Raw genomic sequence first — 25,560 nt, 5'->3', positions numbered from 1 at the left:
TCCCCTCAGGGCGCGCGCACCGCCGACAGCAGCCGCGCCACCTCGTCCGCGCCGATCCGCAGCGCCGATCCGACCGTCGCGAGCACCTCGCGCTCGGCCGGGATGTACGGGCCGTCCGCGAGGGCGATCCGGGCGCCCTGGAGCAGAATCGATGCGCGACCCGGGCCGGCCAGGTGCGGGGCGAGCGGCTCCAGGGCCTCGTGGAGCTCTATCGACAGCGCCGCCCCGCAGCACTCGGGGATGTCGTACAGCCCGAGCCGGCCCTCGTCCGAGGACAGCGCCTCCACGAGGGACTCCAGCTGCTCCTCGGTGCAGTCCTGGAAGCCGGCGGCCCGTACGGCGCACACGGCGGCCTCCAGCGCGCTGCGTGAGGCCGTACCGCCCGCCGTGAGCACCGCCAGCGCGACGGTGTGCACGGCGTCCCGCAGGAGCGCCGTGAACCGGGTGGTGGTGAGGTGGTCGAGGACGTCGGTGCCGAACCGCCGGCGGCAGCCCTGGCACTCGACGACGGGTCCCGCCTGCCCGCGCGGCAGCAGCGGCACCCCGAGGACGGTGAACCGCCGGCGGCCGGTGCGCCTGCGGTAGTTGCGGTCCCCACCGCAGTCCGGGCAGAAGAACTCCCCGTCACCCACGGTGCTCCAGGTGGTACGGATGCCCCAGACCGTCAGCCTCCGGCCGTCCCCACCCCGAACTGGCAGCACGTCGCACCTCCGTGGTCGTCCGGCAGCATCGCCGGGTTGGCGTGATGTTAGCCACATCGGTGAGGATGCGTCAGTCGTGCGACAAGACAACATGTCCCGCGCGCGGGACTTGGCCGATCTGCATCCCCGGTTCCGCTCAGGGTCTGCCGCATGGACGAGAAGTCGTGTCCGGTGACCGGGGCCGCGAGCGGGATCGGCCGGGTCACCGCCGTGCTGCTCGCCCGCTCCGGAGCCCGGGTGACCGCGGCCGATATCGATGGCCCCGGGGCGAGGCGCTGCGTACGGATCTGGCCGCCGAGGGCCGTCCGATCACCGTGGCGGGCGGTGACGTCTCCGACCCTGACGACAACCGGGCGATGGTCGCCGCCGCGGGGGAGGCCTACGGGCGCCTCGACGTGCCCGTGGCCAACGCCGGGGTGATCCCTCTTTCGGACGTACGCGGGACCACCGCACAGGACTGGGACCGCGTCATGGCGGTCGACGGCCGCGACATGTTCCTGACCTGCAAGTACGCCGTCGAGGCGATGACCGCGCAGCCGCGGCCCGGCGCGGCGCTGGTCTGCGTGTCCTCGATCTCGGGCGTGGCCGGGCAGGCCCGCCGGGCGGCCTACGGACCCGAAGTTCGTGGCGGCGGGGCTGACCGAGCACCTCGCGGTCGAGTGGGCGGCGCACGGGATCCGCGTCGACGCGGTGGCTCCCGGAACGATCCGAACGGAGCGGGTGATCGCGCTGGACGACGAGCCGGGCGGGCCGGATTACCTGGCAGAGGTCAGGGGGCGCACCCGATGGGCGGCTCGGCGAGCCGGAGGAGGTGGCGCGGGTCGTCGCCTTCCTCGCCTCGGACGCGGCTTCGTTCGTGACGGGTGTGGTCCTTCCGGTGGACGGCGGCTACCTGGCCCGCTGACGCCCCCGTGGCACGGAGCCCCGGTACGACGGAACCCCGCCCCTCCGGGAGGAGGAGCGGGGTTCACGAGCGAGGGGTCAGCGGCCCGCGCGGTTGACGGCGGAGATGACCGCCTTCAGGGAGGCGCGGGTGGTGTTGGCGTCGATGCCGATGCCCCACAGGACCCGGCCGTCGATCGCGCACTCGATGTAGGAGGCCGCCACGGCGGACGCGCCCTCGCTCATGGTGTGCTCGGTGTAGTCGAGCAGGCGGGCGTCGACGCCGATGCCGGCCAGCGCGTCGAAGAAGGCCGAGATCGGGCCGTTGCCGGTGCCGTTCAGGACCGTCTCCACGCCGTCCACGACCGCCTCGACGGTCAGCGTGTCCGTGCCGTCCTTGTCGGTGGCCGTCGAACCGGAGCGCAGCTGGATGCGGCCCCACGGGTTCTCCGGGTTCGGCAGGTACTCGTCGGAGAAGACGTCCCAGATCGCCTTCGGGGTGACCTCGCCGCCCTCGGCGTCGGTCTTGGCCTGGATGATCCGCGAGAACTCGATCTGCATGCGGCGCGGCAGGTCCAGCTTGTGGTCGTTCTTCAGGACGTACGCGATGCCGCCCTTGCCGGACTGCGAGTTGACCCGGATGACCGCCTCGTAGGAGCGGCCGACGTCCTTGGGGTCGATGGGCAGGTAGGGGACCGCCCACTCGATGTCGTCGACGGTCTTGCCCCGGGCGGCCGCGTCGGCCTCCATGGCGTCGAAGCCCTTCTTGATGGCGTCCTGGTGGGAGCCGGAGAAGGCGGTGTAGACCAGGTCGCCCGCGTAGGGGTGGCGCGGGTGGACCTCCATCTGGTTGCAGTACTCGCTGGTGCGGCGGATCTCGTCGATATGCGAGAAGTCGATCTGCGGGTCGATGCCCTGGGAGAACAGGTTCATGCCCAGCGTGATCAGGTCGACGTTGCCGGTGCGCTCGCCCTGCCCGAACAGGCAGCCCTCGATGCGGTCGGCGCCGGCCATCAGGGCCAGCTCGGCGGCGGCGACGGCGGTGCCGCGGTCGTTGTGCGGGTGCACGGAGATGCAGATGTGCTCGCGGCGGGTCAGGTTGCGGGCCATCCACTCGAAGCGGTCCGCGTGGGTGGACGGCGTCGAGCGCTCCACGGTGGCGGGCAGGTTCAGGATGATCTCGCGGCCCTCGGACGGCTGCCAGACGTCGCAGACGGCCTCGCAGACCTCCAGGGCGAAGTCCAGCTCGGTGTCGGTGAAGATCTCCGGGCTGTACTGGTAGCCGAAGGTGGTGTCCGGGCCCAGCAGCTTCTCGGCGTACTCCATGACCAGGCGGGTGCCGTCGACGGCGATCTGCTTGATCTGCTCCTTGGATCCGCGGAAGACGACGCGGCGGAAGGTCGGCGCGGTGGCGTTGTACAGGTGCACGGTGGCGCGCTTGGCGCCGACCAGGGACTCGACGGTCCGCTCGATCAGGTCCTCACGGGCCTGGGTCAGTACGGAGATCGTGACGTCGTCCGGGATCGCGCCCTCTTCGATGATGGAGCGCACGAAGGCGAAGTCGGTCTCGCCGGAGGACGGGAAGCCGACCTCGATCTCCTTGTATCCCATGCGCACCAGCAGGTCGAACATCTCGCGCTTGCGGGCCGGGGTCATGGGGTCGATCAGCGACTGATTGCCGTCCCGCAGGTCGGTGGACAGCCAGCGGGGGGCCTTGGTGACGCGGGCATCGGGCCAGGTGCGGTCCGGGATGTCCACCTGCTCGTACTGTCCGTACTTGTGGATCGGCATCCCGGAGGGCTGCTGGGTGTGGGTCGCGTTCGTGATGGGCGTGGGGCGACCGACAAAAGGCTGCTGGCTCATGGCGTTGGGCTCCTCGCGTGTCCGCGGTAGTTCGCTGGGACGGCCGACGGCGGTCGTGAAACCGCAACACCAAACTCCGCGGGGAGGGGGCCGGCCTACGACTACAGACCCTCGCCGCGGCAGCTAAGGAGAAGCAGCCCGAAACGCATGATGGGCCGAGCCTAGCCGAGCCGCGCCGTAACGCGAGGACCTGTTTCAGTATGCAAGACCCACGTGCCCGATTTGCACCAAATGTGAGCCAAACCTCGTTCCTGCCGTCCAGGTCGGGACCATCCCCCGAAGGCTCCGCGATCCTGCCGTGCGATAACACCAGGCACGTTTCTGCAGCAGGGCGGGGTGACACAACCGAATGAATCATGGTTGCAGCTAGTGACATGCAGGTGACTCGGTGCCACATTGCCGGGCATGGATGCCTCCCACACTCACCGCCACCCCGTCTTCTGCACGGTCGTGCCCCCGCACCTCCTCGACAAGGCCGCCCTGTCCGGGGACGCCCGCCGCGCCGACCTCGCCCAGCGCACCCTCGAACGGGACTCCCTGCTGCGCACCCGGCGCCGGGTCACCGCCGTGCGCGGGATCGTGCCCGCGCTCGCCGCGCCGGCGGGCGACGACCCCCGGCGGACGGTCTTCGACGCCCGGCAGGGTACGCAGCTGCCGGGGACGAAGGTCCGCGAGGAGGGCGACCCGCCGAGCAAGGACGCCACGGTGAACCGTGCCTACGCGGGACTCGGGGCGACGTACGAACTGTTCCTGAAGGGCTTCGGGCGCCGCTCGATCGACGATTCCGGACTCCCGCTGGACGCCACCGTCCACTACGGCGAGGACTACAACAACGCCTTCTGGGACGGCCGGCAGATGGTCTTCGGCGACGGCGACGGCGACCTCTTCCTCGACTTCACCGTGTCGGTGGACGTGATCGGCCACGAGCTGACCCACGGCGTCACCCAGTACACGGCGAACCTGCGCTACCGCGGCCAGTCGGGCGCCCTGAACGAGTCGATGTCCGACGTCTTCGGCTCCCTGATCAAGCAGTACTCGATGGAGCAGACCGCCGACCAGGCCGACTGGCTGATCGGGGCCGGCCTGCTCGGCCCCAACGTGACCGGGGTCGCGCTGCGCTCGATGAAGGCGCCGGGCACCGCGTACGACGACGACGAGCTCGGCAAGGACCCGCAGCCGGCCACCATGGACGACTACGTGAACACCCACAGCGACAACGGCGGTGTCCACATCAACTCCGGCATCCCCAACCACGCCTTCTACATCGCGGCGACCGAGCTCGGCGGCAAGGCCTGGGAGCGGGCCGGGCAGATCTGGTACGACACCCTGACCGGCGGGGACCTCACCCCGAAGGCCGACTTCGCGGACTTCGCCCGGCTCTCCACGGCGGCCGCCGCCACCCGGTACGGGGAAGGCGGGGCGGAGCACCAGGCACTCCAGAAGGCATGGTCGGCCGTGGGCGTCCCGTTCGCGGGGTAGAGCGCTCCCATGCGGATTCTGGTGGTGCGGACGGGCGGCTTCGCGGGCATCGAGCGACGGGCCGAGGTGGACACCTCGGGCCTGCCGGACGAGGACGAGTGGCAGGCCCTGGCCCAGCTCGCGCTGCGGCCCGGTCCGCCGGGCGACCCGGCGGACCGGGTACGGGACGGCTTCTCGTACCGGATCACGGTGGACGGGCGGACGGTCTCCTGTGCCGAGCCGCGCCTGTCGGAGGCCCAGCGGGCGCTGATCTCCCGCGTCCTGAAAGAAGGTGCCTGAGCACCGGCCCTTTGCTTGGATGACCGGATGACCAATCGCATGATCGATTCGATGCTGTCCGAGCTGGAGCGGTACTACGACACGGTGCCGCGGGTGGGCGGCGCCAGGGCAGAGGACTTCGGTCCGCTGACCCTGTTCGTCCAGGAGGGCGCGGGCTGGCCGTACTACGCACGGCCCGCGCTCGGCGGATCCGCCGCGAGCGCCGCCGACGTGGAGCGGGTGCTCGCCCGCCAGCGCGAGCTGGGCGTGCCCGAGGCCTTCGAGTGGGTCGCCGAGACCAGCCCCGCGCTGCGCGCCGCGGTGGAGGAAGCGGGGCTCCACGTCCACGCGCACCCCCTGATGGTGCTGGAGGCCGCCGAGGAGCTGCCCCCGCACCCGGAGGTACGGCTGCTCGACGCCGAGGACCCACTGCTGGCTGCTGCACTGACGGTGCCGGCGCTGGCCTTCGCCGACCCGGGGACCGCGGTGGGCGAGGCCGGGCCGGCGGAACTCGCGGCCGCGCTGGCCGACCCGTCGTCGCAGACCAGCCGGGCGAGCGTCTCGGCGAAGATCGCGGCGGGCACCTCGGGCATGGCCGCGGCCGTGCGCGACGGCGTGGTGCTGTGCTCGGGCATGTTCAACCCGGTCGGGGACGTCGCCGAGATCGTGGGCGTCGGCACCCTGCCGTCCGCCCGCCGCCAGGGCCTGGCCCTCGGGGTCACCGCGGCCCTCGTCGCGCAGGCCCGCGCGCACGGCGCCCGTACGGTCTTCCTCTCGGCGGGAGACGAGGATGTGGCCCGGATCTACGGCCGCGCCGGCTTCCACCGGGTGGGCACGGCCCTGATCGCGGAGCCGCCGGCGGCGGAGCCCGGGGCGTGACCGGGCGGCTCCGGCTGCTGTGGCGCCGCGTCCGCGCCGACCGGCAGGAGGGACCGAGCGCCACGGCCCCGGATTCGGCGCCTCCGCTGTCCGAAGCCGAAGTGGCCGAGGCCGAGCGGGAGCTGGGAATCCGCTTCCCGGCCGGGTACCGCACGTACCTGCGGCAGGAGAGCGCCGGGGGCGGATGCGTACGCCGGCTCCGGCGCGGGCCGGAGGGCTGGTGGTGGGACGCGAACCACGAGACCCGGCGCGACCTGCTGCCCCTGCCGTTCCCCCATCCCGACTCCTACGAGGCCGAGGACGACGAGCAGTGGGCCCGGGAGCCGCAGTCGGCGGACTTCGCGGACGACCGGGCCTACGCCGAGGCCTGGGCGCGCTGGGACGACGAGGGCGAGGAGTGGGAGGACCGCAAGACGGCGGGGGCCGTCGTGCTGCAGGAGAACGGCTGCGGCTTCCGCACCTTGCTGGTGATCACCGGGCCGCTGGCCGACACGGTGTGGTGGGACGGCCGCGCCACCTGCGACCGGATCGTGCCGCTGTCCTTCGACCACCCGGGCGGCGCACCGCCGCTGACCTTCCGGGAATGGCGCGAGATGGGCCTGACGGACCCCTCGCACCTGCTGGGGCCTGACTGGGGCCGGCCGGCGACCCTCTGACCCCGGACGTACCGCCATTTGCCGGGTCGGCAACATTGTTTGCCGACGGGCGCGGGTCGGGCACAGCATCGGGTGCACGAAGACCCCGAGCGGAAGAGGCTCCCATGCCGAAGCACGAGCACGCGCACGACCACGCGCACGAGAACCCGCACACGAACGAGGACGGCCCCGTCGCCGGCGGCGCGGAGTTCTGGGACGGGCGCTACAGCGAGAGCACGCGCATCTGGAGCGGCAAGCCGAACGCCCTGCTGGTCCGCGAAGCCGAGGACCTCGCCCCCGGCCGAGCCCTCGACCTCGGCTGCGGCGAGGGCGCCGACACCGTCTGGCTGGCCCGGCGCGGATGGCGGGTCACCGCCACCGACATCTCGAAGGTGGCCCTCGGCCGGGCGGCCGAGCACGCTGCCGAGGCCGGGGTCGGCGAGCTCGTCGACTGGCAGCAGCACGACTTCTCGCAGTCGTTCCCCGAGGGGGAGTTCGACCTCGTCTCGGCGTGCTTCCTGCACAGCTACGGCGACTTCCCCCGCGAGCGGATCCTGCGCCGGGCCGCCGCCGCGGTGGCACCGGGCGGGACCCTCCTCGTGGTGGGCCACGCCGGAGGGCCGTCGTGGAACCCGGAGGCCCTCGCGGACATCCACTTCCCCACCCCGCAGGAGGTCCTCGCGCAGCTGGAGTTGCCGGAGGGCGGCTGGAAGGTCCTGACCGCGGCGGAGCACGTCCAGCCCATGACCGACTCCGAGGGCCGGCCCGGGACGCGCCCCGACAATGTCCTGAAGGTCCGGCGCCTCGCCTGACGGAGGCCGCCCGGGGGCGTGCCCGGGCGGCCGGTCAGAAGCCGAGCTTGCGCAGCTGCTTGGGGTCCCGCTGCCAGTCCTTGGCGACCTTCACATGGAGGTCGAGGAAGACGGGGGTCCCGAGCAGCGCCTCGATGTGCTTGCGCGACTTCATCCCGACCTCCTTCAGGCGGGAGCCCTTCGGGCCGATGATGATGCCCTTCTGGCTCGGCCGCTCGATGTAGACGTTGGCGTGGATGTCGAGCAGCGGGCGGTCCGCCGGACGGTTCTCGCGCGGGATCATCTCCTCGACGACCACGGCGATGGAGTGCGGGAGCTCGTCGCGGACGCCTTCCAGCGCCGCCTCCCGGATCAGCTCCGCGACCATGACCATCTCGGGCTCGTCGGTGAGGTCGCCCTCCGGGTACAGCGGCGGGGACTCCGGCAGCAGCGGCGCGATCAGGTCGGCCAGCAGCTGGACCTGGCTGTCGCCGACCGCCGATACGGGGACGATCTCGGCCCACTCGAAGCCCAGCTCCTCGGCGAGCCGGTGGACGGCGATGAGCTGCTCGCCCACCACCTTCGACTCGACGAGGTCGGTCTTGGTGATGATGGCGATCTTGGGGGTTTTCTTGATCCCCGCGAGCTCCTTGGCGATGAACTTGTCGCCGGGGCCGAGCTTCTGGTCGGCCGGCAGGCAGAAGCCGATGACGTCGACCTCGGCCCAGGTGGTGCGCACGACGTCGTTGAGGCGTTCGCCGAGCAGGGTGCGCGGCTTGTGCAGACCGGGCGTGTCGACGAGGACGAGCTGCGCGTCGGGGCGGTGCACGATGCCGCGGACGGTGTGGCGGGTGGTCTGCGGCCGGTTGGAAGTGATCGCGACCTTGGTGCCCACGAGTGCGTTGGTGAGGGTCGACTTCCCGGCGTTGGGACGGCCGACGAAGCAGGCGAAGCCCGCACGGTGCGGGGCGGTGGACTCGGGGGAACGATCGCTCATACGGGCCATTCTCCCCGATGCGGCTCCCAGCGCCGACCAGACCGGGGCGGTGGCGGCGAGCACAGCCGTGAGCGGCGGGTGCGCGGCATGGGCGGCACGGCCCTGAGCTGTGGTTCCGTCGGACCGCACGCGCACCGTCACCCGCGCCCATTCCGCGGCGGGCGGGCCGTCCGGGGGGCCGCAGGCGCACTTCCTGACCCGGCGGCAGTTCGGCGGGCAGCCCGGTGGGCCCGCGGTCGCGCACGCCCGCGGTCGCGCACGCAGGCGGCCGAGCGCGCCGGTGGCCGAGCGCGCCGGTGACGGTGAGGCCGACGCCGTCCCGGCGGCCGGCAGGGTGGCCGGCCGGCCCCCGCGCCTCCGGCGCCGGCGGGGCTGGATCGCGGTCACGACAGGGTCAGCGTGAGGACCGCCCTATAGGCGCCCGGCGGGGGTACGGCGGCACGTGCAGGGTGACGGCGGCGTCGATCGTGAAGGTGCCGCCGACCAGCGGGGCGTCCGGGACGGAGGCCAGGAGGGCGCCCTCCGGGCCGACGACGCCCGCGCTGCCCGCCGTACACCGGCTCTGGCTGCCGGGGGCCGCCGCGCACGACGGGGTCCAGGACAGGGACGCGCCCGGGATGCGGATCCCGCCCGGTCCGGTGAAGTCGGTGACCTTTCCCGTCAGGGACCAGCCGGCCGGGCCGCCGCGGGCGTCGGTGACGGTCACGGTGCCGATCCGGCCGGGAGCGGCGCCGCCGTCGCCGTACGCGACCGCACCGAGGGTGATGTCCTTGCCCGCTGCCCCGTCGACAGCTCCGTCCGCTCCGGCGGCCGCCGGGCGGCTCCACCCGCCGGCCGGTGATCCACGGGCGCGAGCCGATGCCCGCCTCCTCGCGGCAGCTGCGCGTGGAGGTCCGTACCGTCATGGCCTCCTACCGGGCCGTGCCGGTGAGCCGGAGCGGCTCGTGCGGCCGCAGCGGTGTGCAGCCGGTCGGGCACCCAGGCCCGGGCCGCCGTGGTGGCGGCGAGCCGCTGCTCCGGCACCGGGCGGCCGACGCGCTGCGCCGGCCGGCCGGTCCGGGGTGGCTCCAGGACGCAACCCGGTGTCCGGCGGAGCCGGGCCTTCGGGGTTCCGCCGTGGCTCCAAGACCTCGGACGCCGGCGAGGCCGGAGGGGGGCCCGGTCACGGCCGAACTCGGTCTTGCCCCGCGAGGGCGAGGCCGGAACGGCCGGGCGCCGGTGCCCTGCGGCTACGACCCGGCCGGGGTCGTGGACTTCAGGGTGCCGTCCGGGGCGGCCAGGAGGACCGGGGTGTCCGGGCCGCCGAGGTCGCGGACCGCCGCGCGGTCGGCCGCGGCCGGGGCCTCGGCCGCGCTCACGACGGCGGCGGCCTCCAGGGACCGTGCCCCGCTGGCCACGGCCATCGCGACCGCTGTCTGCAGCGCACTCAGCTTCAGGGAGTCGAGCTCCACCGTGCCCGCGACGTACGTACGTCCCGTCTCGTCCCGCACCGCCGCCCCCTCGGGCACCCCGTTGCGGGCCCGGGCGCTGCGCGCCAGCGTGATGATCTTGCTGTCCTCGGGGTCGATCCCGGTGCTCTCCGTCATGGTCGAAAGCATAGGGAGCGCCGCTGCCCGGCCGTGCAACGACCCCGCCGCGGCCCGGCCACGGCCCGGCTCACGGCCGGTCGAGCTTCAGGCGCTCCGCCCGCGGCAGCCCCGCCACCACCAGGTCGTAGGAGTCCTCGACGAGCTCGCGCAGCATCGCGTCGGGGACCCCGCCCACGGTCACCGTGTTCCAGTGCCGCTTGTTCATGTGATAGCCCGGCGCGATCGCCTCGTGCTCCTCGCGCAGCCGTACCGCCAGCTCCGGCTCGCACTTGAGGTTGACCTTCAGCGGCTCGGCGTCCAGCGCGCTGAGCGCGAACATCTTGCCCTTCACCTTGAACACCGAGGTCTCCGGGGTGAAGGGGAACTCCTCCACCGCCGCGTTGAAGCCCAGGCAGAACTCCCGCAGCTGCGCCGGGGTCATTCCCCCTCCTCCCCCGCGGCCTCCGCCGCGGCCACCGGTTCGACCAGCACCGTCACGATCTTGTTGCGCCTGCCGGCCGGCGACTCGGCCGTCAGTCGCAGCGGACGCCCGTCGGGCAGTTCCACCACCGCAGAGGCGCCCGCGATCGGCACCCGGCCCAGCGCCTTCGCCAGCAGACCGCCGACCGTCTCGACGTCCTCGTCGTCGAAGGCCTCGACCTTGAACAGCTCGCCGAGGTCGGTGATGTCCAGCCGCGCCGTGACCCGGTAGCGGTCCTCACCCAGGTCCTCGACCGGCGGGAGCTCCCGGTCGTACTCGTCCGTGATCTCGCCGACGATCTCCTCGAGGATGTCCTCGATGGTGACGATGCCGGCCGTGCCGCCGTACTCGTCGATGACGACGGCCACGTGGTTGCGCACCTGCTGCATCTCGCGCAGCAGATCGCCCGCGTTCTTGGTGTCCGGCACGAAGACGGCCGGCCGCATCGCCGTCGACACCAGGTCCGCCTCGGCTTCCCGGTTGATGTGCGTCTTGCGGACCAGGTCCTTCAGATAGACGATCCCGACGATGTCGTCCTCGTTCTCCCCCGTGACCGGGATGCGCGAGAAACCGGACCGGAGGGCGAGCGTGGTCGCCTGACGGACCGTCTTGTAGCGCTCGATGCACACCAGGTCGGTGCGCGGCACCATCACCTCGCGCACGAGGGTGTCGCCGAGTTCGAAGACCTGGTGCACCATGCGGCGCTCGTCGTCCTCGATGAGCGATTCCTTCTCGGCGAGGTCGACCATCGCCCTCAGCTCGGCCTCGGACGCGAAGGGCCCCTTGCGGAAGCCCTTCCCGGGAGTGAGCGCGTTGCCGATGAGGATCAGCAGCTGCGGGATCGGCCCCATGATCCTGGCGAGCGGTACGAGGACGTACGCGGCCGCAGTCGCCGTGTTCAGCGGGTGCTGGCGGCCGATCGTACGCGGGGAGACGCCCACGGCGACGTAGGAGACGAGCACCATCACGGCGATGGCCACCAGCAGCGCGGTCCAGTTCTCGCCGAACTCGTCGAGGCAGACATAGGTGACGAGGACCCCGGCGGCCATCTCGCACGTGACCCGGACCAGCAGTGCCACGTTGAGGTAGCGGGTGGGGTCGCCGGCGACCTGCGCGAGCTTCTCACTGCCGCGCCTGCCCTCCCGTACGGCCTGCTCGGCGCGGAAGATCGAGATGCGGGCGATGCCGGACTCCGCGCACGCCGCGAACCAGGCCACGACCACCAGCAGCACCGCGCCGGTGATCAGTTGCGGGGCGCTCACGAGACGGTGGGAGCCGGGGACGGGCCGGTCAGCCCGCGCTCACCGCGCCATCCGTCCACGATGGCCGCCTGGAGGCCGAACATCTCGGCCTTCTCGTCCGGCTCCTCGTGGTCGTATCCGAGCAGGTGCAGCACCCCGTGGACGGTCAGGAGCTGGAGCTCCTCGTCCATGGAGTGCTGCGTCGGGGCTTCCTCGCCCTGCCTCTTCGCGACCTCGGGGCACAGCACGATGTCGCCGAGGAGCCCCTGCGGGGGCTCCTCCTCGTCCTTGGACGGCGGACGCAGCTCGTCCATCGGGAAGGACATGACGTCGGTCGGGCCCGGCAGGTCCATCCACTGGATGTGGAGCTGCTCCATCGCGTCCTCGTCGATGACGATGACGGAGAGCTCCGAGAGCGGGTGGATCCGCATCCGGGTGAGCGCATAGCGGGCGATGTCGAGGATCGCCTGCTCGTCGACCTCGGTTCCGGACTCGTTGTTGACGTCGATCGACATGGTGCGCTGGGTTCTACTTCCGCTGGTAGCCGTTGGCGGCCTGCTGGCCGTCGTCGTACTTCTCGTACGCGTCGACGATACGGCCGACCAGCTTGTGCCGGACGACATCCTCGGAGGTGAGCCTCGAGAAGTGGATGTCCGGTACCCCGTCGAGGATTTCCTGGACCTGGCGCAGACCGCTCCTGGCCCCGCCGGGCAGGTCGATCTGGGTGACGTCACCGGTGATCACGATCTTCGAGTCGAAGCCGAGCCGGGTCAGGAACATCTTCATCTGCTCGGTGGTCGTGTTCTGGGCCTCGTCGAGGACCACGAACGCGTCGTTGAGCGTCCGGCCGCGCATGTAGGCCAGCGGCGCGACCTCGATCGTGCCCGCCGCCATCAGCCGCGGGATCGAGTCGGGGTCGAGCATGTCGTGCAGCGCGTCGTACAGCGGGCGCAGGTACGGGTCGATCTTGTCGAACAGGGTGCCGGGCAGGAAGCCGAGCCGCTCACCCGCCTCGACGGCGGGCCGGGTCAGGATGATCCGGCTGACCTGCTTGGACTGGAGGGCCTGGACCGCCTTGGCCATGGCGAGGTAGGTCTTTCCGGTACCGGCGGGGCCGATGCCGAAGACGATCGTGTTCTTGTCGATCGCGTCGACGTACCGCTTCTGGTTGAGGGTCTTGGGGCGGATGGTGCGGCCACGGCTGGAAAGGATGTTCTGGGTGAGCACCTCGGCTGGCGTCTCGGGGCCGTCTCCGTTGCCGTTCGCGCTCGCCTTGAGCATGGCGATCGAGCGTTCCACTGCGTCCTCCGTCATCGGCTGCCCGGTGCGGAGCACCAGCATCATCTCGTCGAACAGTCGCTGGATCAGGGCGACTTCCGCCGCCTCTCCGATCGCGCTGACCTGATTGCCCCGAACATGGATGTCGGCCTTCGGGAAGGCCTTCTCGATCACGCGCAACAGGGCGTCGCCCGAGCCGAGCACCGTCACCATCGGGTGCGTCGCCGGTACGGTGAAGTGTGCTCGCGCCTGCCCCGGCGCGGGGATGTGGGCTGTCGATGTCTGAGTCATGGGCCGGCACTGTGGCCTGCGCATACCTCCTGCTGAGGGGCCGCGCCGATCGACGACCTCCGGACTACCAAGCGTACGTCGCCGCCGCCGCTTCCCCGAGAGGTTTTCACCGCCCTCCCCCGCCCGCGGCGGGCTCCGCGGTCCCCCGGCTACGCGGAGTGCCGGAAGCCGATCGTCGGTACGGCCCTGCGCCGGGCGGCGGGAGTCGCGGCCGGCGGGATCAGCTCGTCCAGGAAGCCGTAGCGGCCGCGCAGCGCGTGCGGGGCCGCCCGCCACCAGTGGGCCACCTCGGGCCAGCCGGGGGCCGACAGGGAGCCGCCGAACTCCTGGACCGACAGGGCCGCGGTCAGCCCGGCGAAGGCCAGCCGGTCCGCCAGCGGCCAGCCCGCCAGGGTGCCGGTGACGAAGCCCGCCACGTAGACGTCCCCCGCCCCCGTCGGGTCCAGCGCCTCCACGGCGATCCCGGGGACGTGCGCGGTCTCCCCGGTGCGCCCGTCGACCGCGTACGAGCCCTCCGCGCCCATGGTCACCACCGCGATGGGGACCTTCTCGGCCAGTGCGCGTGCCGCCGCCCGCGGACAGTCGGTGTGCGTGTACCGCATCGCCTCGCCCGCGTTCGGCAGGAAGGCCTCGCAGTGCTCCAGGTCGGCCAGCGCCCCCAGGTCCCACCGCCCGCTCTCGTCCCAGCCCACGTCGGCGAAGACCCGCGAGCCGCCCCGGGCCGCCTCGCCGACCCACTCCTCGCCGCGGCCGGGGTCCAGGGAGGCCACGGCCGCGCGGGCTCTCGGCGGGCGCTGCGGCGAGGGTCCGGGGTCCGCCGGCGGCGGCGCCTCGTGGCCGTGCGAGACCATCGTGCGCTCGCCCTCGTAGGCCATCGAGACCGTGACGGGGCTGTGCCAGCCGGGGACGATCCGCGACATGGACAGGTCGATGCCCTCGCCCTGTTCGAGGGCGTCCCAGCAGTACTCCCCGTAGTGGTCGTCGCCGAAGGCGGCGGCCAGCGAGGTGCGCAGGCCGAGCCGGGCCAGGGCGGTGGCCATGTTGGCGACGCCGCCGGGGCTGGAGCCCATGCCGCGCGCCCAGGACTCCGTACCGCGCACCGGCGCCGAGTCGAGGCCGGTGAAGATGATGTCGAGGAAGACCGTCCCGGTCAGGAAGACGTCGCAGCCCGGTTCCTCCGGGTCGCGCAGCGGACCGAGCGGGTCCACGGCTGCGGTGCGGCTGTCGAGGTCCCGACTGGTCACGGTGGTCTCCCCGGTTGATCTCGAAGGGCCGTTTCTTCGGTGAAAGCTGCCAGGTCTGCCCACCAGGGGCGGGATCAAAACCCAGTGTGGCGCAGGTCACCCACAACATGCCCGGCGACCCGATCACCGGAACCCGCGGGGCGGGCCCGGGACGCCGCGCGCCCCGGGCCCGCCCGCGTCAGCCCCGCTTCGGCAACGGCACCCTCGTCAGGTCCGCGGCCACGGTGAGCTCCCCCTCGAAGCCCGCCGCCCGCGCCTGGCGCTCGAACTCGGCCGGGTCGGTGTACCTCTGCGAGAAGTGCGTCAGCACGAGGTGCCGTACGCCCGCCGCCCGCGCCACCCGCCCCGCCTGGCCGGCGGTGAGGTGCCCGTGGTCGGCGGCCAGCCGTTCGTCCTCGTCGAGGAAGGTCGACTCGATCACCAGCATGTCGCAGCCCTCGGCGAGCTCGTCCACGCCGGTGCAGAGCCGGGTGTCCATGACGAAGGCGAAGCGCTGCCCGGGCCTGGGCTCGCTGACCTCCTCCAGCGTGACCCCGCCGAGGCGCCCGTCCCGCTGGATCCGACCCACGTCGGGCCCCTTGATCCCGTGCCGGGCGAGCAGTTCGGGCACCATCCGGCGCCCGTCGGGCTCGGTGATCCGGTAGCCGAAGGACTCCACCGGGTGCGAGAGCCGCCGGGTCTCCAGGACGTACGAGGCCCCGCGCGCCACGACCGCGTCCTCGGCCACCGGCTCCTCGAGGATCGGCACCGTCTCCCGGTAGGCCGTGGCGTACCGGAGCCGGTCGAAGAACTTCTGCCCCGACGCCGGGTAGTGCGCGGCGACGGGGTGCGGGACCTGGTCGAGGTTGATCCGCTGGATCACCCCGGCGAGGCCGAGGCTGTGGTCACCGTGGAAATGGGTGATGCAGATGCGGTTGATGTCGTGCGCGGCGACCCCGGCGCGCAGCATCTGCCGCTGCGTGCCCTCGCCCGGGTCGAAGAGGATGCCCTCGCCGTCCCAGCGCAGCAGGTAGCCGTTGTGGTTGCGGTGGCGGGTGGGCACCTGGCTGGCGGTGCCCAGCACCACGAACTCTCTGACGGACACGTGCTATCCCGGCGGCCACTGGAGGCCGCGGCCGCCCAGGATGTGCGCGTGGGCGTGCCAGACGGTCTGGCCGGCCCCGGAGCCGGTGTTGAAGACGATCCGGTAGCCGTGGTCGTCGATCTTCTCGTCGGCCGCGACCTGTGCGGCCTCACGCAGTATGTCGGCGGCCACGCCCGGCTCGGCGGCCGCGAGGGACGCGGCGTCGGGGTAGTGCACCTTGGGGATGACGAGCACGTGCGTGGGCGCCTGCGGGTTGATGTCCCGGAAGGCGACGGTGGTCTCGGTCTCCCGGACCACGGTCGCCGGGACGGCACCCTCGACGATCTTGCAGAACAGGCAGTCGGCCTGCGGTTCCCCGGCCATTGCGAACCCTCCCGTAACGTTGATCGGTCCGGGCATCGTATCCAGCCGGGGACCCGTCGCGGGTGTGCGTTTCGGCCGGTCAGGCCCAGCGTCCGGTACGGGCCAGCAGGACCGCGGCGGCAGCGGTGCCGGCGGTGGAGGTCCGCAGGACGGAACGGCCCAGGCGGTGGGGGTGCGCCCCCGCCGCGGCGAAGACCTCCAGCTCCTCCGGGGAGACGCCGCCCTCCGGCCCGACCACCAGGACGACGGAGCCGGTGGCGGGCAGCTCGGCCGTGGCCAGGGCCTGCGAGGGGGCGTCGCGGTCCTCGTGCAGGACCATCGCCAGGTCGGCGCCGGCCAGCAGCGCCGCGACCTGCTTGGTGGACATGGCCTCGGCCACCTCCGGGAAGCGGACCCGGCGTGACTGCTTGCCCGCCTCGCGGGCCGTGGCCCGCCACTTGGCCAGGGACTTGGCGCCGCGGTCGCCGCGCCACTGCGTGATGCAGCGCGAGGCCTGCCAGGGCACGATCGCGTCCACGCCGGTCTCGGTCATGGTCTCGACGGCCAGTTCGCCCCGGTCGCCCTTGGGCAGGGCCTGGACCACGGTGATGCGGACCGCCGGCTCCTCCTCCTGCCCGGCGGCACAGACCGCCACGACGAGCCGGTCCTTGCCCTCGGCCGCCTTGACGACCCCCTCCGCCCAGCCGCCGCGACCGTCCGTCAGGACCACCTGCTCGCCCGGGTTCAGCCGCTTCACGGACACCGCGTGCCGGCCCTCCGGGCCGTCCAGGACGAACTCCGCCCCTGCGGGGACCTCTTCGACCACGAACACCGGGGCCGTCATGACGCACTCCTCATCTGCATTTCCTTCAACATCCTCTGGGCCTGCGCCAGTTCGGCCGCCAGCACCTCCACCAGCTCCGCCGCCGGCAGCGCCCGCGCAAGCCGGTGCCCCTGGCCCGCCCACAGGGCCATGCCCTGGGCGTCGCCGGCCGCGGCGGCCGCCTTGCGCAGCCCCGAGGTCAGGTGGTGGACCTGGGGGTAGGCGGCCGGGGCGTAGGGGCCGTGTTCGCGCATGAAGCGGTTGACCAGCCCGCGCGCCGGCCGCCCGGAGAAGGCCCGGGTCAGCTCCGTCCGGACGAAGAGCGGATCGGTCAGCGCCTTCTTGTGCACGGGGTCCGCACCCGATTCGGGACACACCAGGAAGGCCGTCCCGAGCTGCGCCGCGGCCGCGCCGGCCGCGAGCAGCGCGGCGATCTGGGCACCCCGCATGACCCCGCCCGCGGCGATGATCGGCAGGGCCACGGCCTCCCGCACCTGTGCCACCAGCGCGAGCAGTCCGTGCGCCGCCGTGCCGTCGACCTGCGGGTCGTCCCGGTGGGTGCCCTGGTGGCCGCCCGCCTCGACACCCTGGACGCAGACGGCGTCCGCTCCCGCCTGCTGGGCGCTGCGGGCCTCCTCGACGGAGGTCACCGTGACGACGGTGTACGTACCGGCTTTGCGCAGGGCGGCCAGGGCCGCGGGGGCGGGACAGCCGAAGGTGAACGACACGACCGGGACCGGGTCCTCGAGGAGGATGGCGAGCTTGGCGTCGTAGCCGTCGTCGCTGGTGCCGATGATGTCCTCCTCGGCGAGCGAGATCTCGTACCAGCTGGCCTCGCCGGCCAGCTGCCCGCGGTACGCCTCCACCGCGGCCGGGTCGACGTGGCCGGTCTGCGGCATGAAGAGGTTGACGCCGAAGCGGTGCCGGGTGAGCGCCCGCACCTGTTTGATCTCCTGGTACATCCCGTCGGCGGTCTTGTAGCCGCCGGCCAGGAAGCCCAGGGCGCCGGCCTCGCACACGGCGGCGACGAGCGGCGGGCAGGAAGCGCCGCCCGCCATGGGAGCCTGCACGATCGGGTGGGGGGAGAGACCGTTCGCGGCGGTGGACATGGCTGCATCGTGCCACGTCCGGCCCAGGGCGCCGAATCACCGCATTCGCCTGGCATAGTCCCCCTCCAGGCGGGCGGACGGGCGGCCTCCGCCGGAACGCGAGAGCCCGGCCGGGGTCTCCCCGGGCCGGGCTCGAAGCGGTTGCCCGCCGTGCGGTCAGCGACCGTTGAAGGCGTCCTTCAGGCGGCTGAAGAGCCCCTGCTGGCCCGGCGCGAACTGGCCCATGGGCCGCTCCTCGCCCCGCAGCTTCGCCAGCTGGCGCAGCAGTTCCTCCTGCTGGGCGTCCAGTTTGGTCGGGGTGGTGACCTCGACGTGGACGATCAGGTCTCCGCGCCCGCCGCCGCGCAGGTGCGTGACGCCGCGCCCGTGCAGCGGGATCGCCTGGCCGGATCCGGTTCCGGGCCGGATGTCGATCTCCTCCAGGCCGTCCAGCGTCTCCAGCGGGCACTTGGTGCCGAGCGCGGCCGCCGTCATCGGGATGGTGACCGTGCAGTGCAGGTCGTCCCCGCGCCGCTGGAAGGTCGGGTGCGCCAGCTCGTGGATCTCCACGTACAGGTCGCCGGCGGGGCCGCCGCCGGGGCCGACCTCGCCCTCGCCCGCGAGCTGGATCCGGGTGCCGTTCTCGACGCCGGCGGGGATCTTGACCGTGAGGCTGCGACGGGAGCGGACCCGTCCGTCGCCCGCGCACTCGTGGCACGGGGTCGGGACGACGGTGCCGAAGCCCTGGCACTGGGGGCAGGGGCGCGAGGTCATGACCTGGCCCAGGAAGGACCGGGTGACCTGCGAGACCTCACCGCGGCCGCGGCACATGTCACACGTCTGCGCCGAGGTGCCGGGGGCGGCGCCCTCGCCGGAGCAGGTGGTGCAGACGACGGCCGTGTCGACCTGGATGTCCTTGGTCGTCCCGAAGGCCGCCTCGTCCAGCTCCAGGTCGAGGCGGATCATGGCGTCCTGGCCCCGGCGGGTCCGCGAGCGCGGGCCGCGCTGCGAGGCCTGGCCGAAGAAGGCGTCCATGATGTCGGAGAAGTTGCCGAAGCCGCCCGCCCCGAAGCCGCCGGCGCCGCCGCCACCGCCCGAGGAGGACAGCGGGTCGCCGCCGAGGTCGTAGACCTGCTTCTTCTGCGGGTCCGACAGCACCTCGTAGGCCGCGTTGATCTCCTTGAAGCGCTCCTGCGTCTTCGGGTCCGGATTCACGTCCGGGTGGAGTTCACGCGCGAGGCGCCGGAAGGCCTTCTTGATCTCGTCCTGCGATGCGTCGCGGCGCACGCCGAGAACGGCGTAGTAGTCCGTGGCCACTTACGACTCCGCCAGGATCTGTCCGACGTAACGTGCCACTGCGCGTACCGCTCCCATCGTTCCGGGGTAGTCCATGCGGGTCGGTCCGACCACGCCGAGTTTGGCGACCGTTTCGCCGCCCGAACCGTAACCGACCGAGACGACCGACGTGGAGTTGAGCCCCTCGTAGGCGTTCTCGTGCCCGATCCTTACGGCCATTCCCGACTCGTTGGCCTCGCCGAGCAGCTTGAGGAGCACGACCTGCTCCTCCAGCGCCTCGAGCACCGGCCTGATCGTCAGGGGGAAATCGTGTCCGAAGCGGGTGAGATTGGCGGTACCGCCGATCATCAGCCGCTCCTCCGCCTCCTCGACCAGGGTTTCGAGGAGCGTCGAGAGCACGGTGGAGACGGTGCCCCGGTCGTCGGCCTCGAAGGACTCCGGGAGGTCCTGGACGAGCGGGGGCACATCGGTGAAGCGCCTGCCGACGACCCGGCTGTTGAGCCGGGCCCGCAGGTCGGCGAGCGGGGCCTCGCCGAAGGGGCTGGGGCAGTCGACGAGCCGCTGCTCGACCCGGCCGGTGTCCGTGATCAGTACGAGCATCAGGCGCGCGGGGGCGAGCGAGAGCAGCTCCACGTGCCGGACGGTCGACCGGGTCAGGCTCGGGTACTGGACGACCGCGACCTGACGCGTGAGCTGCGCGAGCAGCCGCACCGTACGGCCGACGACGTCGTCGAGATCCACGGCCCCGTCGAGGAAGTTCTGGATGGCCCGTCGCTCGGGCGTCGACAGCGGCTTGACCCCCGCGAGCTTGTCGACGAAGAGGCGGTAGCCCTTGTCGGTGGGGATCCGGCCGGCGCTGGTGTGGGGCTGGGCGATGTAGCCCTCTTCCTCCAGCACCGCCATGTCGTTGCGCACGGTGGCGGGCGAGACGCCGAGCCGGTGCCGCTCGGTGAGCGCCTTGGAGCCGACCGGCTCCTCCGTCCCGACGTAGTCCTGGACGATGGCGCGCAGCACTTCGAGTCTGCGTTCGCTGAGCATCGCGCACACCTCCAGCGTGATCCGTTGCCGTGTTCTGCCGTGTTCTGGCGTTCGTTGGCACTCTGCGCGTTCGAGTGCCAGAGAGCCCCCGCTCAGTGTACGGCCGGGTAGTAAGACCCTGGCAAGGGAGGCCCGCCAGGGTAGCGTCGCGGCATGGACGTGCGTTGGGAAGAGGCGGGCTGGGAACGACTCACCGGAAGGGCCGGCCGGCGGCGTCTGCCGGTGTGGGACTGCACGGTGGGGCTGGTGGTGGGCGACGATTCCGTCCTCCTGATCGACCCCGGGTCGTGCGTGCGCGAGGGCGCCGAGGTGCGGGCCGAGGCGGAGCTGCTGACGGGCAGGAGCGTGACCCATATCGCATTCACGCACGGCCATTTCGATCACGTGCTGGGCGCGGCCGCCTTTCCCGGGGCCGAGGTCTTCGGGGCGGTCGGGCTGACCGCGCTGCTGGACTCGGGCCGCGAGGAGCTGCGCGGGGACGCGGTGCGGCACGGGCTGGTGGAGGCGGAGGCGGCCGAGGCGGTGGACCTGCTCGTGCTGCCGGGCCACCAGGTGTCGGGCGAGTGGACCCTGGACCTGGGCGGGGTGCAGGTGCTGCTGGCCAACGTCGGGCCCGGGCACACAGGTCACGATCTGGCGGTCTTCGTCCCGGGCGAGCGCGAGACGGTGTTCTGCGGCGACCTGGTCGAGGAGTCGGGCGAGCCGTCGGCGGGCCCGGACGCCATGCCCCGCCAGTGGCCCGCCGCCCTGGACCGGCTGCTGTCGCTGGGCGGCGAGGACGCGCTGTACGTGCCGGGTCACGGAGCGGTGGTCACCGCGGGGTTCGTGCGTGCGCAACGCGCCACACTCGCGGCCCGTTCCGGCGTGTCGTAGGCGGGTGGCGCGCGGCTCTCCTAATGTCGGCCGGATGCGCGAGTACTCCCCCGACCTGACCCCGCAGTGGAAGCGACCCAAGGCAGCCCCGGAGGTCGCCGCGGAACCGGACCTGGTGGTCGAGGTGGCGGGTACGGACTTCTGCGGCGCGGTGGTGGCCTGCGAAGCGGGCACGGTGACCCTGGAGGACCGCTTCGGCAAGCGCCGGGTGTTCCCGATGGAGCCGCGGGCCTTCCTGCTGGACGGCGCGGCCGTCACCCTGGTCCGCCCGTCCCGGGGCCCGTCGGCGCCGGCCCGTACGGCGTCGGGGTCGATCGCCGTCCCCGGCGCCCGGGCGCGGGTGGCCCGGGCGGGCCGGATCTACGTCGAGGGCCGGCACGACGCGGAGCTGGTGGAACGGGTGTGGGGCGACGACCTGCGCATCGAGGGCGTGGTGGTCGAATACCTGGAGGGCGTCGACGACCTGCCCGCGGTGGTCGCGGAGTTCGGCCCGGCGCCGGACGCGCGGCTGGGGGTGCTGGTGGACCACCTGGTGCCGGGCTCGAAGGAGTCCCGTATCGCGGCGTCGGTGACCTCTGAGCACGTCCTGGTCGTGGGCCACCCCTACGTGGACGTCTGGCAGGCGGTGAAGCCGTCCGCGCTGGGCATCGCCGCGTGGCCGGCGGTCCCCCGCGGCCAGGACTGGAAGACGGGCGTCTGCCGGGCCCTGGGCTGGCCGGAGAACACCGGAGCCGCCTGGCGGCACATCCTGTCCCGGGTGGGCTCCTACAAGGACCTGGAGCCGACCCTGCTGGGCCGCGTGGAGGAGCTGATCGACTTCGTCACGGGTGACGGCGGGGCCTGACGCCCTCGAAGGTGCGAAGCCGCTCGAGTCCAGCTCGCTGCCGAGCGGTTCCAGCGGCAGGGGCTCGCCGAACCTCACGACCCGCTGGGAGCGGTGATCGGCGTCGTCACCCGCTTCCCGCCGGTGGCGAGCGCAGGCAGTCCGGACGAGGATCCGGGGTTCACCCCACCGGGTGATCAGTCCACCAGGTCCCGGACCACCGCGTCGGCCAGCAGGCGCCCGCGCAGGGTCAGCACGGCCCGCCCGGCCTCGTAGGGCCCCGGCTCCAGGAGCCCGTCGGCGAGGGCCCTGCGGGACGCCGCGAGGCCGGCCGGGGCGAGCAGGGACAGCGGGGCGCCGTCCACGAGGCGCAGCTCCAGCAGGATCCGCTCCACGCGGCGGTCCTCCTGCGAGAGCAGCTCGCGCCCCGCACCCGGGGACCGTCCCTCCGCGAGGGCGGCGGCGTAGGCACCGGGGTGCTTGACGTTCCACCAGCGCACCCCGCCCACGTGCGAGTGCGCGCCCGGCCCGGCGCCCCACCAGTCGGCGCCGCGCCAGTACAGCTCGTTGTGGAGGCAGCGCCCGGCCTCCGAGGTGGCCCAGTTCGACACCTCGTACCAGGAGTACCCGGCCTGGGCCATGACCTCGTCGGCGATCAGGTAGCGGTCGGCGTGGACGTCGTCGTCGGTCATGGGGACCTCGCCGCGCCGGATCCGGCGGGCCAGCTGCGTGCCCTCCTCGACGATCAGCGCGTAGGCGCTGACGTGGTCCGGGCCGGCCCCGAGGGCGGCGGCGAGGGAGTCGCGCCAGTCCTGGTCCGTCTCGCCCGGCGTGCCGTAGATCAGGTCGAGGTTGACGTGCTCGAAGCCCGCCGCCCGGGCCTCCGCCACGCACGCCTCGGGACGCCCGGGCGTGTGGGTGCGGTCCAGGACCTTCAGGACGTGCTGCTTGGCGCTCTGCATGCCGAAAGAGATCCGGTTGAAGCCGCCGGCGCGCAGCTCGGCCAGGTACGCGGGGTCCACGGACTCCGGGTTGGCCTCCGTCGTGATCTCGGCGTCGTCGGCCAGGCCGAACTCGTCCCGGATCGCCGCGAGCATCCGTACGAGGTCCCCTGCGGGCAGCAGCGTCGGCGTGCCGCCGCCGACGAAGACGGTGCGGACGGCCCTCGGGTCGTCGCCGAGCACCTTCCGCGCGAGCCGGACCTCGTCGATCAGGGTGTCGGCGTAGTTCTCCCGGGACGCGAGAACGCCTGCCGTGCCCCGCAGCTCGGTGGCCGTGTAGGTGTTGAAGTCGCAGTAGCCGCACCGCGTGGCGCAGTACGGAACGTGCAGGTAGAACCCGAGCGGCCGCTCCCCGGCGCCGGCCAGGGCGTGCGACGGCAGCGAGCCGTCTTCGGGCATGGGTTCACCGTCGGGGAGTGCGGAAGGCATACCCCCATCATCCCGCACCCGGTGCGCCGTCCCGCCCGCGCGGGCTGCGGGCCCCCGCGCAGCGTCCGGCCCCCGTCCCCCGCGGCGGGCCGGGGGGTCCGGGGGCGGCGCCCCCGGCAGAAGCCCGCGCGAGGGCGTTCCGCCGGTGCGGGCGGGGCGGACCACCGCCCCGCCCCGCCCGGCCCGCGGCAGGCCTCAGGCCTCGCGGGCCCCCTCGTACATCTCTTCGATCAGGTGCTTGAACTCACGCTCGACCACCGGACGCTTCAGCTTCAGGCTGGGCGTGAGGTCGCCGTGCTCGACGTCCAGGTCACGCGGCAGGATCCGGAACTTCTTGACCGTCTGCCACCGCTGGAGGCCCTCGTTCAGGGTCTGGACATAGGTCTCGATCAGCCGGTTGGTCTCCGGCGCCGCCAGGACCTCCTTGTACGTCCGGCCCTCCAGCCCGTTGTCGGCCGCCCAGCCCAGGATCGACGGCTCGTCGAGCGCGATCAGCGCCGAGCAGAAGTTCCGGTCGGCACCGTGCACGACGATGGTCGACACATACGGGCAGATCGCCTTGAACTGGCCCTCGATCTCCGCCGGGGCGACGTACTTGCCGCCCGAGGTCTTGATCAGGTCCTTCTTGCGGTCGGTGATGCGCAGGTAGCCGTCGGGCGAGAGCTCGCCGATGTCGCCCGTGTGCAGCCAGCCGTCGGACTCCAGGACCTCGGCGGTCTTGTCCGGCTGCCTGTGGTAGCCCTGCATGATGCCGGGGCCGCGCAGCAGGACCTCGCCGTCGTCGGCGATGCGGACCTCCGTGCCGGGGAGCGGCTTGCCGACCGTGCCGGTGCGGTAGGCCTCGCCGGGGTTGACGAACGAGGCCGCGCTGGACTCCGTCAGGCCGTAGCCCTCGAGGATGTGGATGCCCGCGCCGGAGAAGAAGAAGCCGATGTCGGGGGCCAGGGCGGAGGCGCCGGAGACGGCGGCGCGCAGCTTCCCGCCGAAGGCGTCGCGGAGCTTGGAGTAGACGAGCGCGTCGGCGATCTTGTGCTTGGTGGTGAGGCCGAAGGGGGCGGTCGCCCGCCCGGTACGGCGGTAGTTGTCCTGCGTGACCTTGGCGTACTCGCGGGCGACGCCGGCGGACCACTGGAAGATCTTGTACTTGGCGCCGCCGGCTGCCCGGGCCTTGGCGGCCACGCCGTTGTAGACCTTCTCGAAGATGCGCGGGACGGCGGCCATGTACGTCGGCTGCACGACCGGCAGGTTTTCGATGATCTTGTCGATACGCCCGTCGACGGCCGTCACGTGACCGGCCTCGATCTGGCCGGAGGTCAGCACCTTGCCGAAGACGTGGGCCAGCGGCAGCCAGAGGTACTGGACGTCCTCCTTGCCGATCAGGCCGGTGGCGACCATGGCCTTGGCCAGGTAGGACCAGTTGTCGTGCAGCAGTCGCACGCCCTTGGGGCGGCCGGTGGTGCCGGAGGTGTAGATGAGGGTGGCGAGCTGCTGCGAGGTGATGGACGCGATCCGCTCGTCGACGGCCTCAGGGTGCTTGGCGAGGTGCTCCCTGCCTCTCGCCTCCAGGTCGGCCAGGGAGAGCACCCAGCCCTCCGGGTCGCCCTCGGCGGCGACCGCGTCGTCGGCCTCAAGGACCACGACGTGGCGCAGTCCCGGCAGGTCGGCGCGGCGCTCACGCGCCTTCGCCAGCTGCTTCGCGTCCTCGGCGATGAGCACCCGGCTCTCGGAGTCCGCGAGGATGAACGCCGACTCGTCCGCGTTGGTGCTGGGGTAGATCGTGGTGACCGCGCCGCCGGCGCACATCACGCCGAGGTCGCAGAGGATCCACTCGACCCGGGTGTTGGAGGCGAGGGCGACGCGCTGTTCCGTTTCGAGGCCGAGGGAGATCAGTCCGGCCGCGATGGCGAACACGCGCTCGGCGGCCTGGCTCCAGCTCAGCGACTTCCACTCGTCCGGAGCGCCCTGGCCGCCGGCTGCGGGCACCGGATACCGGTAGGCCTCGTCATTCGGCGTCGCTGCGACGCGCTCGCGGAAGAGCACCGCCACCGTGGGCGGGCGGTTCTCGAGATAGGTCTGTGTGTCGCTCACGACATCCTCCGGACCGATCCACGCGGCAGCGTGGGCGTGGGGCGCTGGGGGCGCTTGGGACTGGCGGGTTTGCAGCCGTTGACTTCT

Annotated in this window: 26 protein-coding genes and 1 pseudogene; 9 read left to right on the top strand and 18 right to left on the bottom strand. The window is 72.5% G+C overall.

The window, feature by feature from the left end; translation table 11 throughout:
• Positions 1–5: 5 nt before the first annotated feature.
• Positions 6–701 (bottom strand): TerB family tellurite resistance protein, encoded by a 696-nt coding sequence (locus ACZ6JS_RS05585; RefSeq protein ID WP_469295974.1) that lies wholly within the window; start codon positions 699–701, stop codon positions 6–8.
• A gap of 44 nt (positions 702–745) precedes the next feature.
• Between ACZ6JS_RS05585 and ACZ6JS_RS05580 the strand changes: the two are divergent.
• Positions 746–1,255: pseudogene (locus ACZ6JS_RS05580) on the top strand (SDR family oxidoreductase); the annotation flags it as partial.
• 257 nt (positions 1,256–1,512) lie between these two features.
• Positions 1,513–1,605, top strand: a complete 93-nt coding sequence (locus ACZ6JS_RS05575) for an SDR family oxidoreductase (RefSeq protein ID WP_469295973.1) — start codon at positions 1,513–1,515, stop codon at positions 1,603–1,605.
• Between the two features lie 77 nt (positions 1,606–1,682).
• Here the strand turns inward: ACZ6JS_RS05575 and leuA are convergent, their stop codons facing one another.
• Positions 1,683–3,446 (bottom strand): 2-isopropylmalate synthase, encoded by a 1,764-nt coding sequence (gene leuA / locus ACZ6JS_RS05570; protein ID WP_469295971.1) that lies wholly within the window; start codon positions 3,444–3,446, stop codon positions 1,683–1,685.
• Between the two features lie 405 nt (positions 3,447–3,851).
• Here leuA and ACZ6JS_RS05565 point away from each other — a divergent pair, with 405 nt between their 5' ends.
• The 5 genes from ACZ6JS_RS05565 (at position 3,852) to ACZ6JS_RS05545 (ending at position 7,509) form a co-directional block, all read left to right on the top strand.
• Positions 3,852–4,925 (top strand): M4 family metallopeptidase, encoded by a 1,074-nt coding sequence (locus tag ACZ6JS_RS05565; RefSeq protein WP_469295970.1) that lies wholly within the window; start codon positions 3,852–3,854, stop codon positions 4,923–4,925.
• Between the two features lie 9 nt (positions 4,926–4,934).
• Positions 4,935–5,204, top strand: a complete 270-nt coding sequence (locus ACZ6JS_RS05560; RefSeq protein ID WP_030957654.1) for a protealysin inhibitor emfourin — start codon at positions 4,935–4,937, stop codon at positions 5,202–5,204.
• A gap of 27 nt (positions 5,205–5,231) precedes the next feature.
• Entirely contained in the window at positions 5,232–6,062 is an 831-nt protein-coding gene (locus ACZ6JS_RS05555; protein WP_469295968.1) for a GNAT family N-acetyltransferase, read from the top strand.
• Positions 6,059–6,718: an SMI1/KNR4 family protein gene (locus ACZ6JS_RS05550; protein WP_469295967.1), complete on the top strand. Its 660-nt coding sequence runs from the start codon at positions 6,059–6,061 to the stop codon at positions 6,716–6,718. The genes ACZ6JS_RS05555 and ACZ6JS_RS05550 overlap by 4 nt, the downstream gene beginning before the upstream one ends.
• 104 nt (positions 6,719–6,822) lie before the next feature.
• The gene (locus ACZ6JS_RS05545) at positions 6,823–7,509 is read left to right on the top strand and encodes a class I SAM-dependent methyltransferase (protein WP_469295966.1); all 687 of its coding nucleotides are present in this window, start codon (positions 6,823–6,825) and stop codon (positions 7,507–7,509) included.
• Positions 7,510–7,543: 34 nt separating this feature from the next.
• Here the strand turns inward: ACZ6JS_RS05545 and era are convergent, their stop codons facing one another.
• From era to hrcA, 14 genes are all read right to left on the bottom strand, one after another.
• Positions 7,544–8,494: a GTPase Era gene (gene era, locus ACZ6JS_RS05540; RefSeq protein ID WP_168714643.1), complete on the bottom strand. Its 951-nt coding sequence runs from the start codon at positions 8,492–8,494 to the stop codon at positions 7,544–7,546.
• 385 nt (positions 8,495–8,879) lie between these two features.
• Complete coding sequence (locus ACZ6JS_RS05535) at positions 8,880–9,191, bottom strand: hypothetical protein (protein WP_469295965.1); 312 nt, start codon at positions 9,189–9,191, stop codon at positions 8,880–8,882.
• Positions 9,192–9,714: 523 nt separating this feature from the next.
• Positions 9,715–10,071 (bottom strand): cytidine deaminase, encoded by a 357-nt coding sequence (locus ACZ6JS_RS05530; RefSeq protein WP_469295963.1) that lies wholly within the window; start codon positions 10,069–10,071, stop codon positions 9,715–9,717.
• 70 nt (positions 10,072–10,141) lie between these two features.
• Positions 10,142–10,495 (bottom strand): MmcQ/YjbR family DNA-binding protein, encoded by a 354-nt coding sequence (locus tag ACZ6JS_RS05525; protein ID WP_469295961.1) that lies wholly within the window; start codon positions 10,493–10,495, stop codon positions 10,142–10,144.
• Entirely contained in the window at positions 10,492–11,796 is a 1,305-nt protein-coding gene (locus ACZ6JS_RS05520; protein ID WP_469295959.1) for a hemolysin family protein, read from the bottom strand. Before ACZ6JS_RS05520 ends, ACZ6JS_RS05525 begins: the two co-directional genes overlap by 4 nt.
• A complete protein-coding gene (gene ybeY, locus ACZ6JS_RS05515; RefSeq protein ID WP_468896868.1) occupies positions 11,793–12,290 on the bottom strand; it encodes an rRNA maturation RNase YbeY in 498 nt (165 codons plus the stop codon). The genes ACZ6JS_RS05520 and ybeY overlap by 4 nt, the downstream gene beginning before the upstream one ends.
• A gap of 13 nt (positions 12,291–12,303) precedes the next feature.
• The gene (locus tag ACZ6JS_RS05510) at positions 12,304–13,344 is read right to left on the bottom strand and encodes a PhoH family protein (RefSeq protein WP_469295957.1); all 1,041 of its coding nucleotides are present in this window, start codon (positions 13,342–13,344) and stop codon (positions 12,304–12,306) included.
• A 149-nt stretch (positions 13,345–13,493) separates the two neighbouring features.
• Positions 13,494–14,588 carry a carbohydrate kinase family protein gene (locus tag ACZ6JS_RS05505; RefSeq protein WP_469295956.1) on the bottom strand — a complete coding sequence of 365 codons (1,095 nt, stop codon included), beginning with the start codon at positions 14,586–14,588 and terminating at the stop codon, positions 13,494–13,496.
• Between the two features lie 178 nt (positions 14,589–14,766).
• Positions 14,767–15,672, bottom strand: a complete 906-nt coding sequence (locus ACZ6JS_RS05500) for a ribonuclease Z (RefSeq protein WP_469295954.1) — start codon at positions 15,670–15,672, stop codon at positions 14,767–14,769.
• Positions 15,673–15,675: 3 nt separating this feature from the next.
• On the bottom strand, positions 15,676–16,035 hold the full coding sequence (locus ACZ6JS_RS05495) for a histidine triad nucleotide-binding protein (protein ID WP_469295953.1): 360 nt from the start codon (positions 16,033–16,035) through the stop codon (positions 15,676–15,678).
• Between the two features lie 79 nt (positions 16,036–16,114).
• Positions 16,115–16,858, bottom strand: coding sequence for a 16S rRNA (uracil(1498)-N(3))-methyltransferase (locus tag ACZ6JS_RS05490; protein ID WP_469295952.1), 744 nt, complete (start codon positions 16,856–16,858; stop codon positions 16,115–16,117).
• Positions 16,855–17,946 (bottom strand): nitronate monooxygenase, encoded by a 1,092-nt coding sequence (locus ACZ6JS_RS05485; protein ID WP_469295950.1) that lies wholly within the window; start codon positions 17,944–17,946, stop codon positions 16,855–16,857. Before ACZ6JS_RS05485 ends, ACZ6JS_RS05490 begins: the two co-directional genes overlap by 4 nt.
• A gap of 156 nt (positions 17,947–18,102) precedes the next feature.
• The gene (dnaJ, locus tag ACZ6JS_RS05480) at positions 18,103–19,242 is read right to left on the bottom strand and encodes a molecular chaperone DnaJ (RefSeq protein WP_030027782.1); all 1,140 of its coding nucleotides are present in this window, start codon (positions 19,240–19,242) and stop codon (positions 18,103–18,105) included.
• Positions 19,243–20,259 (bottom strand): heat-inducible transcriptional repressor HrcA, encoded by a 1,017-nt coding sequence (gene hrcA / locus ACZ6JS_RS05475; RefSeq protein ID WP_469295948.1) that lies wholly within the window; start codon positions 20,257–20,259, stop codon positions 19,243–19,245.
• Between the two features lie 153 nt (positions 20,260–20,412).
• Between hrcA and ACZ6JS_RS05470 the strand changes: the two genes are divergently transcribed.
• Positions 20,413–21,132: an MBL fold metallo-hydrolase gene (locus ACZ6JS_RS05470; RefSeq protein WP_469295946.1), complete on the top strand. Its 720-nt coding sequence runs from the start codon at positions 20,413–20,415 to the stop codon at positions 21,130–21,132.
• 34 nt (positions 21,133–21,166) lie between these two features.
• Positions 21,167–21,976, top strand: coding sequence for a DUF3097 domain-containing protein (locus ACZ6JS_RS05465; RefSeq protein WP_469295945.1), 810 nt, complete (start codon positions 21,167–21,169; stop codon positions 21,974–21,976).
• Positions 21,977–22,152: 176 nt separating this feature from the next.
• Here ACZ6JS_RS05465 and hemW read toward each other — a convergent pair whose 3' ends face one another.
• Positions 22,153–23,385, bottom strand: coding sequence for a radical SAM family heme chaperone HemW (gene hemW, locus ACZ6JS_RS05460; protein WP_469295943.1), 1,233 nt, complete (start codon positions 23,383–23,385; stop codon positions 22,153–22,155).
• A 195-nt stretch (positions 23,386–23,580) separates the two neighbouring features.
• Positions 23,581–25,473: an AMP-dependent synthetase/ligase gene (locus tag ACZ6JS_RS05455; RefSeq protein WP_469295941.1), complete on the bottom strand. Its 1,893-nt coding sequence runs from the start codon at positions 25,471–25,473 to the stop codon at positions 23,581–23,583.
• Positions 25,474–25,560: the final 87 nt, after the last annotated feature.

The organism is Streptomyces sp. NPDC046349 (assembly GCF_055587885.1).
The sequence above is the reverse complement of the archived record's forward strand: the minus strand, read 5'-3'. Positions and strand labels throughout refer to the sequence as shown.